The sequence below is a fragment of the Tepidimonas fonticaldi genome (assembly GCF_007556755.1).
In the GTDB taxonomy this organism is placed as follows: domain Bacteria; phylum Pseudomonadota; class Gammaproteobacteria; order Burkholderiales; family Burkholderiaceae_C; genus Tepidimonas; species Tepidimonas fonticaldi.
Genome location: NZ_VJOO01000002.1, coordinates 19,938 through 34,738, shown reverse-complemented (window position 1 = coordinate 34,738; position 14,801 = coordinate 19,938). Strand labels below are relative to the sequence as shown.

General features: G+C 70.9%; 12 protein-coding genes. 5 read left to right on the top strand and 7 right to left on the bottom strand.

Features of this window, described 5'->3' with window-relative positions; genetic code table 11:
• The first annotated feature begins 47 nt into the window (after positions 1 to 47).
• Together Tfont_RS01285 and Tfont_RS01280 are read left to right on the top strand one after the other, a co-directional pair.
• Positions 48 to 2,477, top strand: coding sequence for a UvrD-helicase domain-containing protein (locus Tfont_RS01285; protein WP_068609224.1), 2,430 nt, complete (start codon positions 48 to 50; stop codon positions 2,475 to 2,477).
• A gap of 26 nt (positions 2,478 to 2,503) precedes the next feature.
• Positions 2,504 to 3,760, top strand: a complete 1,257-nt coding sequence (locus Tfont_RS01280; protein ID WP_082955457.1) for an NAD(P)/FAD-dependent oxidoreductase — start codon at positions 2,504 to 2,506, stop codon at positions 3,758 to 3,760.
• A 4-nt stretch (positions 3,761 to 3,764) separates the two neighbouring features.
• Here the strand turns inward: Tfont_RS01280 and Tfont_RS01275 are convergent, their stop codons facing one another.
• From Tfont_RS01275 to Tfont_RS01265, 3 genes are read right to left on the bottom strand one after another with little or no spacing between them, the layout of a single operon-like run.
• The gene (locus tag Tfont_RS01275; protein ID WP_068609226.1) at positions 3,765 to 4,535 is read right to left on the bottom strand and encodes a BPSS1780 family membrane protein; all 771 of its coding nucleotides are present in this window, start codon (positions 4,533 to 4,535) and stop codon (positions 3,765 to 3,767) included.
• Positions 4,536 to 4,551: 16 nt separating this feature from the next.
• On the bottom strand, positions 4,552 to 5,505 hold the full coding sequence (locus tag Tfont_RS01270; protein ID WP_068609228.1) for a homoserine kinase: 954 nt from the start codon (positions 5,503 to 5,505) through the stop codon (positions 4,552 to 4,554).
• 6 nt (positions 5,506 to 5,511) lie between these two features.
• Positions 5,512 to 5,874: a hypothetical protein gene (locus Tfont_RS01265; protein ID WP_082955458.1), complete on the bottom strand. Its 363-nt coding sequence runs from the start codon at positions 5,872 to 5,874 to the stop codon at positions 5,512 to 5,514.
• A gap of 41 nt (positions 5,875 to 5,915) precedes the next feature.
• Between Tfont_RS01265 and polA the strand changes: the two genes are divergently transcribed.
• Positions 5,916 to 8,690: a DNA polymerase I gene (gene polA / locus Tfont_RS01260; protein ID WP_143968168.1), complete on the top strand. Its 2,775-nt coding sequence runs from the start codon at positions 5,916 to 5,918 to the stop codon at positions 8,688 to 8,690.
• Positions 8,691 to 8,708: 18 nt separating this feature from the next.
• Here the strand turns inward: polA and Tfont_RS01255 are convergent, their stop codons facing one another.
• Positions 8,709 to 9,479, bottom strand: coding sequence for a hypothetical protein (locus Tfont_RS01255; RefSeq protein ID WP_143968167.1), 771 nt, complete (start codon positions 9,477 to 9,479; stop codon positions 8,709 to 8,711).
• A gap of 40 nt (positions 9,480 to 9,519) precedes the next feature.
• Positions 9,520 to 11,103, bottom strand: a complete 1,584-nt coding sequence (locus Tfont_RS14940) for a methyl-accepting chemotaxis protein (RefSeq protein ID WP_143968166.1) — start codon at positions 11,101 to 11,103, stop codon at positions 9,520 to 9,522.
• A 190-nt stretch (positions 11,104 to 11,293) separates the two neighbouring features.
• Here Tfont_RS14940 and Tfont_RS01245 point away from each other — a divergent pair, with 190 nt between their 5' ends.
• Together Tfont_RS01245 and Tfont_RS01240 are read left to right on the top strand one after the other, a co-directional pair.
• Positions 11,294 to 12,202 (top strand): dienelactone hydrolase family protein, encoded by a 909-nt coding sequence (locus tag Tfont_RS01245; protein ID WP_143968165.1) that lies wholly within the window; start codon positions 11,294 to 11,296, stop codon positions 12,200 to 12,202.
• Between the two features lie 7 nt (positions 12,203 to 12,209).
• Positions 12,210 to 13,004, top strand: a complete 795-nt coding sequence (locus tag Tfont_RS01240; RefSeq protein WP_260682225.1) for an EAL domain-containing protein — start codon at positions 12,210 to 12,212, stop codon at positions 13,002 to 13,004.
• Positions 13,005 to 13,038: 34 nt separating this feature from the next.
• Here the strand turns inward: Tfont_RS01240 and Tfont_RS01235 are convergent, their stop codons facing one another.
• Positions 13,039 to 13,917, bottom strand: a complete 879-nt coding sequence (locus tag Tfont_RS01235; protein WP_143968164.1) for a sulfurtransferase — start codon at positions 13,915 to 13,917, stop codon at positions 13,039 to 13,041.
• The gene (locus tag Tfont_RS01230) at positions 13,914 to 14,792 is read right to left on the bottom strand and encodes a DMT family transporter (RefSeq protein ID WP_143968163.1); all 879 of its coding nucleotides are present in this window, start codon (positions 14,790 to 14,792) and stop codon (positions 13,914 to 13,916) included. The genes Tfont_RS01235 and Tfont_RS01230 overlap by 4 nt, the downstream gene beginning before the upstream one ends.
• Positions 14,793 to 14,801: the final 9 nt, after the last annotated feature.

Below are 14,801 nucleotides of genomic sequence, written 5' to 3'. Positions count from 1 at the left end.
CCGCCGGCTGGGGGCGTTGGACTGGGGCCGCTGCCTACAATCGCCGCATGACCGATTTGTTCGCCGACGGGGCCACCCCCCACCGGGCCCCGCCGTCCCTGCCGCCCGATCATCCGCTGCTGCGCGCCCTCAACCCGGAACAGCTCGCCGCCGTCACGCTGCCGCCGGTGCATGCGCTGGTGCTGGCCGGCGCCGGCTCTGGCAAGACGCGGGTGCTGACCACCCGCATCGCGTGGCTGCTGGCCACGGGGCAGGCCTCGCCCGGCGCCATTCTGGCGGTGACCTTCACCAACAAGGCCGCCAAGGAGATGCTGGCGCGTCTGTCGGCCCTGCTGCCGCTCAACGTGCGCGGCATGTGGATCGGCACCTTCCACGGCCTGTGCCACCGGCTGCTGCGGGCCCACCATGCGTTGGCGGGTTTGCCGGCGACCTTCCAGATCCTGGACACGCAGGATCAGCTCAGCGCGATCAAGCGGCTGCTCAAGGCCCTGGGCGTCGATGAGGAACGCGTCAAACCCAAGGAGCTGCAGTGGTTCATCGCCGGCGCCAAGGAGGACGGGCTGCGCCCGCGGGACATGGCCGCGCGCGACGAGGACACGCGGCAGAAAATCGAGCTCTACCGCCGCTACGAGGAGCAGTGTCAGCGCGAGGGGGTGGTGGACTTCGGGGAGCTGATGCTGCGCTCCTACGAGCTGCTGCGCGACCACGAGCCTCTGCGGGTGCACTACCAGCGGCGCTTTCGCCACCTGCTGATCGACGAGTTCCAGGACACCAACCGGCTGCAGTACGCGTGGATCAAACTGCTGGCCGGTGACGAGTCGGGCGGGCGCTTCGTCCCATGCGGCAATGCGGTGATGGCGGTCGGCGACGACGACCAGAGCATCTACGCCTTTCGCGGTGCGCGCGTGGGCAATATGAGCGACTTCGTGCGCGAGTTTGGCATCGACGCGCCCATCAAGCTGGAGCAAAACTACCGCAGCGTCGGGCACATCCTGCACGCGGCCAACCACCTGATCGACCACAACCGCCAGCGCCTGGGCAAAAACCTGCGCACCGAGCAGGGCGAGGGCGACCGCCTGCGCGTCGTGGAGCTGCCCAGCGACTTCGAGGAGGCGCAGTGGGTGATCGACGAGATCCGCCAGCTCACCCGCCAGGACGGCTTGCCGCCGCAGGAGATTGCGCTGCTCTACCGCAGCAACGCCCAGAGCCGGGCGCTGGAGGGCGCGCTGTTCAACGCCGGCATTCCATATCGCGTTTATGGGGGGCTGCGCTTTTTCGAGCGGGCCGAGATCAAGCATGCGCTGGCCTACTTGCGCCTGCTGGAGAATCCGCACGACGACACCAGTTTTTTGCGCGTGGTCAACTTCCCGCCACGCGGCATCGGGGCGCGCACCATCGAGCAGCTGCAGCAGGCCGCGCGCGAGGGCGGCTGCTCGCTGCACGACGCCGTCACGGCCGTGGGGGGCAAGGGCGGCGCCCATCTGGTGGCGTTCGTTGCCAAGCTGGACGTGATGCGTGAGCGCAGCGTCGGCCGACCGCTGCGGGAGATCATCGAAGGCGTGCTGGCCGACAGCGGGTTGGTCGAGCACTACCGCGCCGAGCGCGAGGGGGCCGAGCGCATCGAAAACCTGGAAGAGCTGGTCAACGCCGCCGAGAGCTTCGTCAGCCAGGAGGGCTTTGGCCGCGAGGCCGTGGCGCTGCCGCTGGACGAGACCGGGCCGGCGGCGCCGGTGTCCGCCGGGGTGGAGACCGAGACGGGCGAGACCGTGAGCCCGCTGGTCGCCTTCCTGACCCATGCGGCGCTGGAGGCCGGGGACCACCAGGCGCAGGCCGGTCAGGCGGCGGTGCAGCTGATGACGGTGCATGCGGCCAAGGGGCTGGAGTTCGACGCTGTCTTCATCACCGGGCTGGAGGAGGGGCTGTTTCCACACGAGAACAGCCTGTCCAGCCTGGATGGGCTGGAAGAGGAGCGCCGGCTGATGTACGTCGCCATCACGCGGGCGCGCCGGCGGCTCTACCTCACGCATGCGCAGACCCGCATGCTGCACGGGCAGACCCGCTACCACATTCCCAGCCGGTTTCTGGACGAGTTGCCGGAAGACAGCCTGCAATGGCTCAGCCCGCGCCGCGCGCGCGCGGCGGGGGGCTGGGGCGGTGGCTGGGCCGCCGGGGGCGCCGGGGCCGCAGCGATGCCCGTCGCGCAGCCCGCCTGGGGCCGCAGCGCCCTGGGCGATGATCGGCCCGCCGGCATGGCGGGCATTCCGGTGGCGCGGGCGCCGGCCCGCAGCGAGCCGGCCGTCAGCGCCAGCGGGGCCGAGATCCGCACCGGCATGGCGGTCTTCCACACCAAGTTTGGCGAAGGCCGGGTGCTGGCCATCGAAGGGCAGGGGGCCGATGCCCGGGCCCAGGTGGATTTTCGGCGCCACGGCACCAAATGGCTGGCGCTGGCCGTCGCCAAGCTCACCCCCGTGGCCTGATCCCCCGATTACTGCCCACCGAATCCATGACGAACGCTGCTGCCGCCGACCGACAGGCCCTCGTGCTGGGGGCCGGCATGATTGGCACCTGCACCGCGCTGCATCTGCAGCAGCGCGGCTACGACGTCGTGCTGGTCGATCGCCGCGAGCCGGGGCAGGAGACGTCGCTGGGCAACGCCGGCCTGATCCAGCGCGAGGCGGTAGAGCCCTACCCATTCCCGCGCCAGTGGGGCAAGCTGCTGCAGGCTGCCCTGGGCCTGGGGGTGGATGTGCACTACCACCTGTCGGCGCTGCCGTCCCTGGTGCGCCCGCTGTGGCGCTATTTCGTCGACTCCGGGCCGGCGCGGTATCCGCGGCAGGTGCAGGCCTATGCCCGCTTGATCGAGCATTGCCTGGACGAGCACCGGCCGTTGATCGAGCAGGCCGGCGCGGCCGAGGCGGTCCGGCCGGTCGGCTACCTGGACGTGTACCGCACGGGGCGCGTGTGGGAGGCGGCCGCGCGCGACGCCGAGCGGCTGGCGCTGGCGTTTGGCCTGCGTTGTACTGTGCTCGATGCCGCCGGTCTGGCCCAGGCCGAGCCGGCGTTGCGCCACCCGCTGGCGGGGGCCGTGCATTGGCAGGATCCCTGGTCCGTGCGCGATCCAGCGGAGCTGGTCAGCGCCTACGCGCGGCTGTTCGTGCAGCGTGGCGGCCGTCTGGTCCGGGGCGACGCCACGGCCCTGACCCCGCATGGGCGGGGGTGGCGCCTGCCCTTGCCGGACGGGGCCATCGAGGCCCCGGTCGCCGTGGTGGCGCTCGGGCCGTGGTCCGACACCCTGTTGCAACGCTTGGGCTACCGGCTGCCGCTGTTCGTCAAACGCGGCTACCACCAGCACTACACCGGGGGCGGGGTCTTGCAGCGGCCGGCGCTGGACGCCGAGCGGGGCTTCGTCCTGGTGCCCATGCGCCGGGGACTGCGCCTGACCACGGGTGCCGAATTTGCCCACCGCGATGCGCCCGCCACGCCGGTTCAGGTGCGCCGGGCCGAGGCGGCCGCGCGCGAGCTCATGGATCTGGGCCGGGCGCTGGATGAACCGCCCTGGCTGGGGGCGCGCCCCTGCACGCCGGACATGCTCCCCATCATGGGGGCGGCGCCGCGCCACCCGGGCCTGTGGTTCAACTTCGGGCATTCGCACCAGGGCTTCACCTTGGGTCCGGTGGCCGGCCGGTTGCTGGCGGAGATGATCGCGGGCGAGCCGCCCTTCGTCGATCCGGCGCCGTACCGCCCCGAGCGGTGGGGCTGACGGTTCAGGCCGGGGGCTCGCCCTCGTCGGTCAGAAAGCTGTCGCGGAAGGTGAAATACAGCGACGTGAAGAACGCCGCGCTCAGCAGCGACGCGGCCGGGAACACCAGCACCTGCATCGCCGACGCCCCGCCCAGTGCGGACGCCAGCAGCACGAGCACGAGCGACACCCCAAAGAACACCGCCGACCAGCCGAGCATGAACACCAGCAGCGCCCCTTTGTTGGTCCAGCAGGCCACCAGACTGAAAAACAGGCTCTTGACCGGGTGGATGCCGTGCCAGTGGACCAGGGCCGGCGCATGCCAGAACAGCAGCCCCAGCGGAATGTAGAGGACCGCCTGCCAGGCCAGATTGCGCAGCACGGCCGGCTCGGTCAGCGCCGTCTCGGCCCCTTCGAGGGCCGCATCGGCCGGCGCGCCGGACAGCCACGCGGCCAGCGTCATCACGACGACCGACCCCAGGGCGTACAGCCCGCCGAGCAGCAGCATCGCCCGCACGCGCTCGCGCCCGGCGCGAAAGGCGCTCGCCAGCACCGTCGGCATCGGGAAGCGGCCGCTGTCGGCCTCTTTGGTCGCGGCCATCAGGCCCAGGGTGGCTGCCGGCAGCAGCGCCAGGGCCAGGGGCGCGCCCAGCACCGGTACCATGGCGAGCACACTCACCCCCATGATGAACAGGAAGAACAGCCCGGCCATGGCCAGGGGCTGGCGAAAAAAGGTGCGCAGGCCCAGCCGGACCCAGAGCAGGCCGGTGCGGGCGGGGACGCGGTGCAGCTTCATCGGGGGTGGGCGCGGGTCAACACTCGGCGAGGCGGGCGCGCAGCACCCGCTCGAAGTGGGTGGGGTCGTGCGGCTTGAGCACGGCCGCCTGCCGCGGCAGGTACCAGTCCCACAGGCGCGAGATCCAGAACCGCAGCGCACCGGCACGGCGCATCGCGGGCAGCAGCTCGCGCTCGGCGGCGGTCAGCGGGCGGACCGACTGGTAGGCGTCGAGCAGGGCCTGTGTGCGCACGGGGTCTGTCGCACCATCGGCCAGGTCGATGCACCAGTCGTTCAGACACACCGCAATGTCAAACAGCCAGGTGTCGCAGCCCGCGAAGTAAAAATCGAACAGACCGCTGAGGCGCCCGTCCTCGAACATGGCGTTGTCGCGGAACAGGTCGGCATGAATGGGGCCGCGCGGCAGTCCCTGGTACGCGGGGGTGGCGGCGATGTGGTTTTGATAGGCCAGCTCGGCCGTCAGCAGCGCCGTTTGCTCCGGGGCCAGGTGGGGCAGGATCACGGGCACCGTCTCGTTCCACCACGCCAGCCCGCGCAGATTGGGCTGCTCGCGGTCGTAGTCCCGCCCCGCCAGGTGCATGCGCGCCAGCATCGCGCCGAGCTGGGCGCAGTGCTCGGGGCCGGGGGCCAGCTCGTGGTGGCCGCGCAGCCGGTTGACCACGGCGGCGGGCTTGCCCCGCACCGTGTGCAGGATGGCGCCGCTCGCATCGGCCTGCGGATCGGGCACGGGGATGCCTTTGCCGGCCAGATGCTTCATCAGGTACAGATAGAAGGGGAGCTGTTGCGCGGTCAGCCGCTCGAACAGGGTCAGCACCCATTCGTGCCGCTGGCCGTCGCGCTCGGTGCTGACGAAGTAGTTGGTGTTTTCGATGCCCCCGGCGCAGCCCGCCATGTCGACCAGGCGGCCCAGGCCGAGCCGCTGCATCAGGTCCGCGGCCTCGTCGCGGCCCACCTCGGTGAAGACGGCCATGGCGGATCAGAACGCAAGCACGCGCCAGCGGCGCGATCCGGCCCCCGAGCGCTCATCCCCGACGCCGGGGTCGATCGGCCGCACCTCGTAGCCCGGCAGGGCGGAGCGGGTGCGCACGTCGATCGTGCGGGTCTGGCCGCCCACGCGCAGTTCCTCGATGCGGCTGTGGCCGTCCTGATGCACCAGGCGTTCGACCTTGGGCTCCGGCGCCGTGGCGGCCGCCGGGGCGCTGTCGGCGGGTTGAGCCGTGGCCGAGCAGGCGAACAGCACGGCGGCCACGCCGAGGGCGTGGCGCAGGGGCTGGGCGTATCCGGCGGCCGCGGCGTGGCGCCGGCCGTCGCGGGCGGTGGGGCGGGGCGGTTGGAGCATGACGCCCCGATTGTAGGCAATCGGCCATGCACAATAGCGCGATGACCGACCGCGACCCCGACGCCCCGCTGCTCGTGCTGGTGGATGGCTCCAGCTACCTGTACCGCGCCTACCACGCCATGCCCGACCTGAGGGCTGTGCCTGGCGATCCCACCAGCCCCGCGACCGGGGCGATCCGCGGCATGATCAACATGCTGCAGGCGCTGCAGAAGGAGCATCCCTCCGACCACATCGCCGTCGTATTTGACGCGGCCGGGCCGACGTTTCGCGACGCCCTGTATCCGGAGTACAAGGCGCACCGCTCGCCGATGCCGGACGACCTGCGCGCCCAGATCGCCCCCATCCACGAGGTCATCCGGCTGCTCGGCCTGCCCGTGCTCGACGTGCCCGAGGTGGAGGCCGACGACGTGATCGGCACCCTGGCGAAGACGGCCGCGTCCCAGGGCTGGCGCGTGATCGTCTCCAGCGGCGACAAGGACCTGAGCCAACTGGTGGACGAGCGCATCACCATCATCGACACGATGACGGGCAAGGTGCGCGACGTCGCCGGGGTGGAGGCGGAGTTTGGCGTGCCGCCCCGGCTGATGGTGGATTTTCAGACCCTGGTCGGCGACGCGATCGACAACGTGCCCGGCGTGGACAAGGTCGGCCCCAAGACGGCCGCCAAGTGGCTGCAGACCTATGGCTCGCTGGATGCCATCGTGGCGCGCGCCCACGAAATCAAGGGGGCGGCCGGCGACCATCTGCGGCGTGCCCTGGACTGGCTGCCCACCGGCCGTCAACTGCTGACGATACGCACCGACTGCGACCTGGATGGCCATGTGCCCGGCCTGCCCTCGCTGGAGGCGTTGCGCAAGCGAGCCCCCGACACCGAGGCGCTGCGGGCGTTCTATCAGCGCTATGGCTTCAAGGGGCTGGCCCGGGCGCTGGGCGGCGAAGGCGACGCGGCCGCCGCCCCCACCCCCGCGGCGGCGGCGCAGGGCACGCTGTTTGGCGATCCGCCGCCCGCGCCCGCCCTGCGCTACGAGACGGTGCTCGACTGGGCCACGCTCGATGCGTGGCTGGCCCGCCTGCGCACTGCGCCCCTGGTGGCGCTGGACACCGAAACGACCTCGCTGGATGCGATGCGCGCCCGCCTCGTGGGCCTGTCGGTCAGCGTCGCACCCGGGGAGGCGGCGTACATCCCCCTCGCCCACGACTATCCGGGCGCGCCGGCGCAGTTGCCCCTCGACGCGGTGCTGGAGCGGCTGCGGCCCTGGCTGGAGGATGCCGCCGCTCCCAAGTGCGGCCAGCATGTCAAGTACGACCGGCATGTGTGGGCCAACCACGGCATCGCCGTGCGCGGCTACGTCCACGACACACTGCTGCAGAGCTATGTGTTGGAGGTGCACAAGCCCCACAACCTGGAAAGCCTGGCCGAACGCCATCTGGGGCGCCGCGGCCTGAGCTACGAGGATCTGTGCGGCAAGGGGGCGGCGCAAATCCCGTTTGCGCAGGTGCCGCTGGAGCGCGCCGCCCCCTACGCCTGCGAGGATGCGGAAATGTGCCTGGCCGTGCATCAGGTGCTGTGGCCCCGGCTGCAGGCCGAGCCGGCCTTGCAGCGCATCTACGAGTTGGAGGTGGCCGTCTCCGACGTGCTGTTCCGCATGGAGCGCCAGGGCGTGCTGATCGATGCCGAGGCGCTGCGACGGCAAAGCCAAGTCCTGGGTGAGCGCATCGCCGCGCTGGAGGCCGAGGCGCACGCGCTGGCGGGCCAGCCCTTCAACCTGGGTTCGCCCAAACAAATCGGCGAGATTTTCTTTGGCAAGCTGGGCCTGCCCGTGGTCAAAAAGACCGCCACCGGCGCGCCAAGCACCGACGAGGAGGTCCTGGAAAAACTGGCCGAGGACTATCCGCTGCCGGCGCGCATCCTGGAGCATCGCAGCCTCTCCAAGCTCAAGGGCACCTACACCGACAAGCTGCCCGGCATGATCCACCCCGTCACGGGGCGGGTGCACACCCACTATGCGCAGGCCGTCGCCGTCACCGGGCGGCTGGCCAGCAACGATCCCAATCTGCAGAACATCCCCATCCGCACGCCCGAGGGGCGGCGCATTCGCGAGGCCTTCGTGGCGCCCCCGGGCTGGTCCATCGCCAGCGCCGACTATTCGCAGATCGAGCTGCGCATCATGGCCCACCTGAGCGAGGACGCGGCCTTGCTGCGCGCGTTTGCCGAAGGGCAGGATGTGCACCGCGCCACGGCGGCCGAGGTGTTTGGCCTGCCGCCGGAGCTGGTCAGTCCCGAGCAGCGCCGCTATGCCAAGGTGATCAACTTTGGCCTCATTTATGGCATGAGCGCCTACGGCTTGGCCAAGGCGCTGGGCATCGACGCGACGGCGGCCAAGAACTACATCGAGCGCTATTTCGAGCGGTTTGCCGGGGTGCGCCACTACATGGACCGCACGCGGGCCCAGGCCAAGGCGCGCGGCTATGTGGAGACCGTGTTCGGCCGCCGCCTGGTGCTGCCCGAAATCAATTCCCCCAACGGGCCGCGGCGGGCTGCAGCGGAGCGCGCGGCCATCAACGCGCCGATGCAGGGCACGGCCGCCGACCTGATCAAGATGAGCATGGTCGCGGTGCAGCGCGCGTTGGACGAGCAGCAGCGCCGCACGCGCATGGTGCTGCAGGTGCACGACGAACTGGTGTTCGAGGTGCCGCCGGAAGAGATCGACTGGGTGCGCACCGAGGTGCCGCGCCTGATGGCCGGCGTCGCGACCCTGCGCGTGCCGCTGGTGGCCGAGGTGGGCGTCGGCGCCAACTGGGAGCAGGCGCACTGAAGGCGCGCTGCCCACGGGTCAGGGCAGGCTGCCGCCCGGCCCGGTGGCCAACCCGATCAGCCGGGCCTGCTGTGGCCCGTACGCCTCGGCGCTGCGGCAGTCGGCCGCCAGCAGCTTCTGGTACACGGCGGTCGCGGTCGGTGGCGGCAGCATGGCGCGCAGGTAGCGCGTCAGCGTCAACTGCTGCGCGCGGCTGAGTTCGGTGGCGCAAGTCTGGTGGCCAAAGTCCGCGTCGGGCGGAATCTGGCTGAACACCACCCGCGCCGGCGTCGGGCCATCGGCCATGTGCCTCTGGGCGCCGGCGGCAAACACCAGCCAGCAGGGGGAGCGGCACAGACCCCCGGGCGCAATCGCCGTGTCCCAGCCCCGGTTGCGCACCATCGCGCCGATGGTGATGGCTTCGCCCACGGCCCCGTCCACGGCGCCGAGCACGAGCGTGCGGCGTTCGCAGCGCTGCCGGTCCACCGCATCCAGAGCCTGGCGCAACCGGGGCACGGCGCCGGCATGGAGCGCACCCTGCCAGCGCAGCTCGCAGGCCGCACCCGTCTGCGTGGCCGTCACCGACCCTCCGTCGTAGCCGAAGTCGCGGTCCGACGTGGCCGGTGCCGAGGCGGCGCCGGGGCGCGGTGCCGGCGTGCCACAGCCCGCCAGCGCGGCGAGCACCGCCAAGCCCGCCCCCCAAACCGACCACCGCCACCACGGGCGAAGGGCGGTACGGGCGGCGAACCGCCCGTCCGTGAGGGGCGGCGGGGCGGACGCGCGGACCGGGCGCGGCTGTTGCAGGGACATGGCGCCAGCCTACCAGATCCCGACCCGCATCCGTCCCCTCTCAACGCAGGCGGAAGCGCCCCACCTGCTGCGTCAGTTGCTGCGCTTGCTCGCGCAGGGCAGCCGCGGCGGCCGATGCCTCTTCCACCAAGGCGGCGTTTTGCTGCGTCACCCCGTCCATGAGCGCGACGGCCTGGTTGATTTGCCCCAGCCCATCCGCCTGCTCGGCGCTGGAGGTGGCGATCTGGCGCATCAGCTCCGTGACGCGCTCGATGCTGTGGACGATCTCGGCCATCGTCGCGCCGGCGGCATCGACCTGGTCCTTGCCTGTCCCCACCTTGGTCACCGAGTCGCTGATCAAGGCCTTGATTTCGCGCGCGGCCTCGGCGCTGCGGCTGGCCAGATTGCGCACCTCGGAGGCCACGACGGCAAAGCCGCGCCCGGCCTCGCCGGCGCGCGCGGCTTCCACCGCGGCGTTGAGCGCCAGGATGTTGGTCTGGAACGCGATGCCGTCGATCACGCCGATGATGTTGGCGATGCGCTGCGACGACTCGTTGATGTCGTTCATGGTCTGCACCACCTGGCGTACCACGTCCCCGCCGCGCTCGGCGATGGCCGACGCCTTTTCGGCCATGTCGTCCGCCTGCCGCGCATTGGCCGCGTTCTGGTGCACGGTGCTGTTGAGCTGCTCGGTGGCCGACGCGGTCTGCTCCAGCGAGCTGGCCTGCTGCTCGGTGCGCTGCGACAGGTCCAGTGTGCCGCTGGCGACCTGGCTGGCGGCACTGGCGATGCTGTCCGCGGCCGACACCACATTGCCGATCAGTTCGCGCAGCCCCTGGCGCATCTGCTCCAGTTGTTGCAGCACATGGGCGATCTCGTCGCGGCCGTCGGGGACGATGGCGCGCGACAGGTCGCCCGCCGCGATTGCGGTGGCCGTCTCGTCGGCGATGCGAAAACCCTTGGACATGCGCCGCTGGGTCGCCACCATCAGCACCGTCATGGGCAGCGCACCCAGCAACAGCACCGCCACCACCAGCGCCAGGTTGAAGTGGTAGCGCCGCTCGGCGGCATTCGCTTCCTCGTCGGCGCGCCGGTGCTGCAGATCGCGGAGCTTTTGCATCGCGGCTTCGAACGCCGCGCCTTCGGTGCGGCCGGCCACCAGAAAGGCCTGCATGACCTCGGCGCCAAAGTTCTCGGCCCGAAGGGCCTCCAGCGCCTGGTCGCGCTTGGCCTGCCAGGCCTTGCGCGCGTCCATCACGGCTTGATAGAGGCGCTGCTCCTCGTCGTCCATCTGCGGCAGCATCGATTCGATGGTTTTCAGCGCCTGGTTGTTCGATTCACGTTGCTGTTTCACCACGTCCAAGTGCATCGACGTGGGATGGTCATGCAGCGCGCGGGTTGGGCTGTCCGGCGCGTGCTGGAACGCCAAGAGGATGTGCAAGCGGTTGTCGTAGTAGTTGCGCAGCAGCGTGGCCAGTGCTTCGCTGATCGCCATGCGGTGGGCATGCACCTCGCGCAGGCTGGTCTTGGCCGTGTACAGCCCCCACAGCCCGGCACTGACCACGAGGGCGAGCACGACCAGATAGCCGACGATGACGGCAAAGACCCGCTGGGTCAGGCGCAGACGGTTCAGCAAAGCGTTCATGGATGGGTGAGTCAGGGGGAGGCCGAGCCGGATGGGCCGCAAAACCCGCTTTGCACCCGGGTTATCCCCCGTGCGCCGATGCGTGGCGGCCAGACCAGACAATAGCACTGTCAGGATATCGAAGGCCCAGGCGCCGATTCTGACCTGCGTCAAACCCTCGCGCCGCACGTATCGTTTTGGAGGCCATGCCATGCCCGTCACCGACACCCCTGCCGACCACGAACGCGATCTGCGTGCCCTGCTCGACGCCCGTCCCGGCGCGGGTGTGCCACGGCGGGCCGTCCTGCGCGGTGCGCTGGGCGTGGGGTATGCCGCGGCCGCGGCCCCCATCGTCGCGTCGGCTGCCATCAAGACGCCGGCCGACGGGCTGGTGGCCGGTGAGGTGCAGGTGCCGGTGGGTGGCGAGCACATTCCCGTCTACCGCGCCGCACCCGCCGGGCGCACGGGCCTGCCCGTCGTGCTGGTGCTGTCCGAGATTTTTGGCGTCCACGAGTACATTGCCGACACGGCCCGGCGCTTTGCGCGGGCGGGCTACCTGGCGCTGGCGCCGGAGCTGTTCGTGCGCCAGGGGGACCCCCAGAGCTATGGCGAGATGGCGCGGCTGATCGCCGAGGTCGTCTCCCAGGTGCCCGATGCGCAGGTGGCGCGCGACCTGGACGCCTGTCTGGTGTGGGCGGGCGCCCATGGCGGAGATCTGTCGAAGGCTGCCGTCACCGGGTTTTGCTGGGGCGGGCGCCAGACGTGGCTGTATGCCGCGCACAGCCCGCGCCTGAAGGCCGCCGTGGCCTGGTACGGCCGCCTGGAGGGCGAGCGCACGCCCCTGCAGCCCCAGCATCCGATCGATCGGGTGGGGGAGCTGAAAGCGCCCGTGCTCGGGCTCTACGGCGGGGCCGACACGGGTATCCCGCTGGCTTCGGTCGAGCGCATGCAGGCCGCCCTGGCGCAGGGCAGCCCGGCGGCGCGGGCCTCCACCTTCGTGGTCTATCCCGATGCGCCGCACGCCTTCCACGCCGACTACCGCCCCAGCTACCGCCAGGCAGCCGCCGAGGATGGCTGGAAGCGCTGCCTCGATTGGTTGGCGCGACACGGCGTCGTATGATGCCCCCATGCATGCCGAAACCTACCTTCAGCGGTTCTTTCAGGGGGCGCCGGGCGACGTCGCGGGCTGCGTGCGGTGCCGGGGCTCTGGCGAATACGCGGGCGAGCTGCGCATGGCGTTTCAGCCGATCGTCGACGTGGCGCGGCGCGAAGTTTTTGCCTACGAGGCCCTGGTCCGGGGGGCCGATGGGCGTTCTGCCGGGCAGGTGTTGGCCAACGTCGGGCCCGACCAGATGTACGGGTTCGATCAGACCTGCCGGGTGCTGGCGATCGACACCGCCCAGCGCCTGGGCATGCAAACGCGCCTGTCGATCAATTTTTTGCCCAACGCGGTTTACGAGCCGGCCACCTGCATCCGGCTGACGCTGGCCGCGGCGCACAAGGTCGGCTTCGACCCCCAGCGCCTCATTTTCGAGATGACGGAGGCGGAGAAAATCCGCGATCCGCAGCACGCGCTGTCCATCGTGCGCGATTACCAGGACCGGGGCTTTTTGACGGCCATCGACGACTTCGGCGCCGGCTACTCGGGGCTGAATCTGCTGGCGGAGTTCCAGCCCCAGTTGGTCAAGCTGGACATGGCGCTGGTGCGCGGCATCGACCGCAACCGGGCCCGGCAGGCCATCGTCGGCGGCGTGCTGGGCACCTGTGCCGCCCTGGGGGTGCAGGTGATTGCCGAGGGGGTGGAAACCCGCGCGGAGTACGACCAGCTCCGCGCCATGGGCGTGGCGCTGTTCCAGGGTTATCTGATCGCGCGGCCCGAGGCCGAAGCGCTGCCCGAGCCGGACTGGGCCGCGTTGGGCTGACGGCCCAGCGTCCCCGCGCCTGGGGCCGCGTCCTTCAGCACGACCGGGCGCAGGGCAGGCCCGGCGTGTTGCACCACTCGCTCCAACTGCCGGCAAACAGGGGCGGCGTGCCCAGTCCCGCGATCGTCATCGCCAGCACATTCGGGACGGCACTGACCCCACTGCCGCAGTGGTGCACCACCGTGGCCGGATCGCGCCCCGCCAGCAAGGCGTCGAATTCCGCCCGCAGACGGTCGGGGGCTTTGTAGCGGCCGTCGGCGTCGAAGTTTTCGGTGAACGGCCGGTTCAGCGCCCCCGGGATGTGGCCCGCCACGGGGTCCAGCGGCTCCACCTCCCCGCGGTGGCGCGGCGTGGCGCGGGCATCGATCAGCGTCTGCCCGGGCGTGCCGAGGGCGGCCGCCACCTCGTCGGCGCGGCGCAGAGCCACCAACTCTGGGCCGAGGGCAAAGTCCCCGGCCGTTGTAGGGGCGGCGTCGCCGGTTTCGACGGCACCGCCCGCCGCCACCCAGGCCGCCCAGCCCCCGTCCAGCACGGCGACCGGCGCATGCCCGCACCAGCGCAGCATCCACCACAAGCGCCCGCACACCATGCCGCCCTGGCGGTCGTAGACCACCACGGCCTCGTCCCGGTTCAGGCCCCAGGCGCGCAGTCGCCGGGCGAACACCTCGCGCGCGGGCAGGGGGTGGCGCCCGCCGCTGGCGGCAGGCGCCTCGTCGTCCGCTCTGGCGCTCAGGTCGTCGTCCAGGTGCACATACCGCGCCCCGGGGATGTGCCCGGCCCGGTACTGGGCTCGCCCCGCCGTCGGGTCGGCCAGGTCGAAGCTGCAGTCGAACACCCGCGTCGTGGGGCCGTGCGCCAGCCGCTCGCGCAGGGTGGCGGCATCGATGAGGGGGAAGGGCAGATCGGTGGTCATGCGTGTTCCTCGGCCGGCAGCTTGGGGACGGCGCGTTCGCGCAAAAAGGTGGCCGCAATGCCGCTCGCGACGATCAGCGCCATGCCCAGCCAGCCGGTCAGCGGCAGGCGGTCGCCAAACACCGCCAAGCCGTACAGTGCGGCAAAGGCAATGCCAAAGTATTGCAGGTTGGCCACGACCAGCGTCGCCCCGCTGGCGTAGGCGCGCGTCATGCACAACTGCCCCAGCACCGCCAGCAGCCCGATGGGTATCAGCCACAGGGCCTGGGGCGTGGCGAGCGGGCTGGGCCCGATCACGGCCGTGCCCGCAAAGCCGACCAGCGTCGCCCCCACCGAGAAGTAGAACACCGTCCGGCTCTCCGGCTCGCCCGCGCGGGACAAGGCGGCGACCTGCAGATAGGCCAGCGCCGACGTCAGCCCGGACAGCAAGCCGGACAGGCCCCCCAGTGCCGCCGTCCCGTCGAAGGTGGGCCGCAGCACCAGCGCCACCCCGCCAAAACCCACCAGCACTGTCAGGAACAGCGGCGTCTGGTCCCGCAGCGGCTGGCTGCCGCGCTGCAGCAGCAATGCGCCGCCGAGCAGGAAGGCCGCCACCCACACGCTGCTCATGTAGTTGAGCGTCATCGCGGTGGCCAGCGGCAATTGCGCGATGGCGTAGAACCACGCCAGCAGCGAGGCGGTGCCGACGATGGTGCGCCACAGGTGCATCATCGGCACGCGCGTCGCGAGCGACACCCCGCGCGAACGCGTCAGCACCAGCAAAAAGAGCATGCCGATCAGGCCTCGGTAGCCCACCACCTCGAAGCTGTGGAAGTGGCTGGACGCGAACTTGATGCACACCCCCATGGAGGCGAACAGGAACGCGCCCACGACCATCCACAGGGC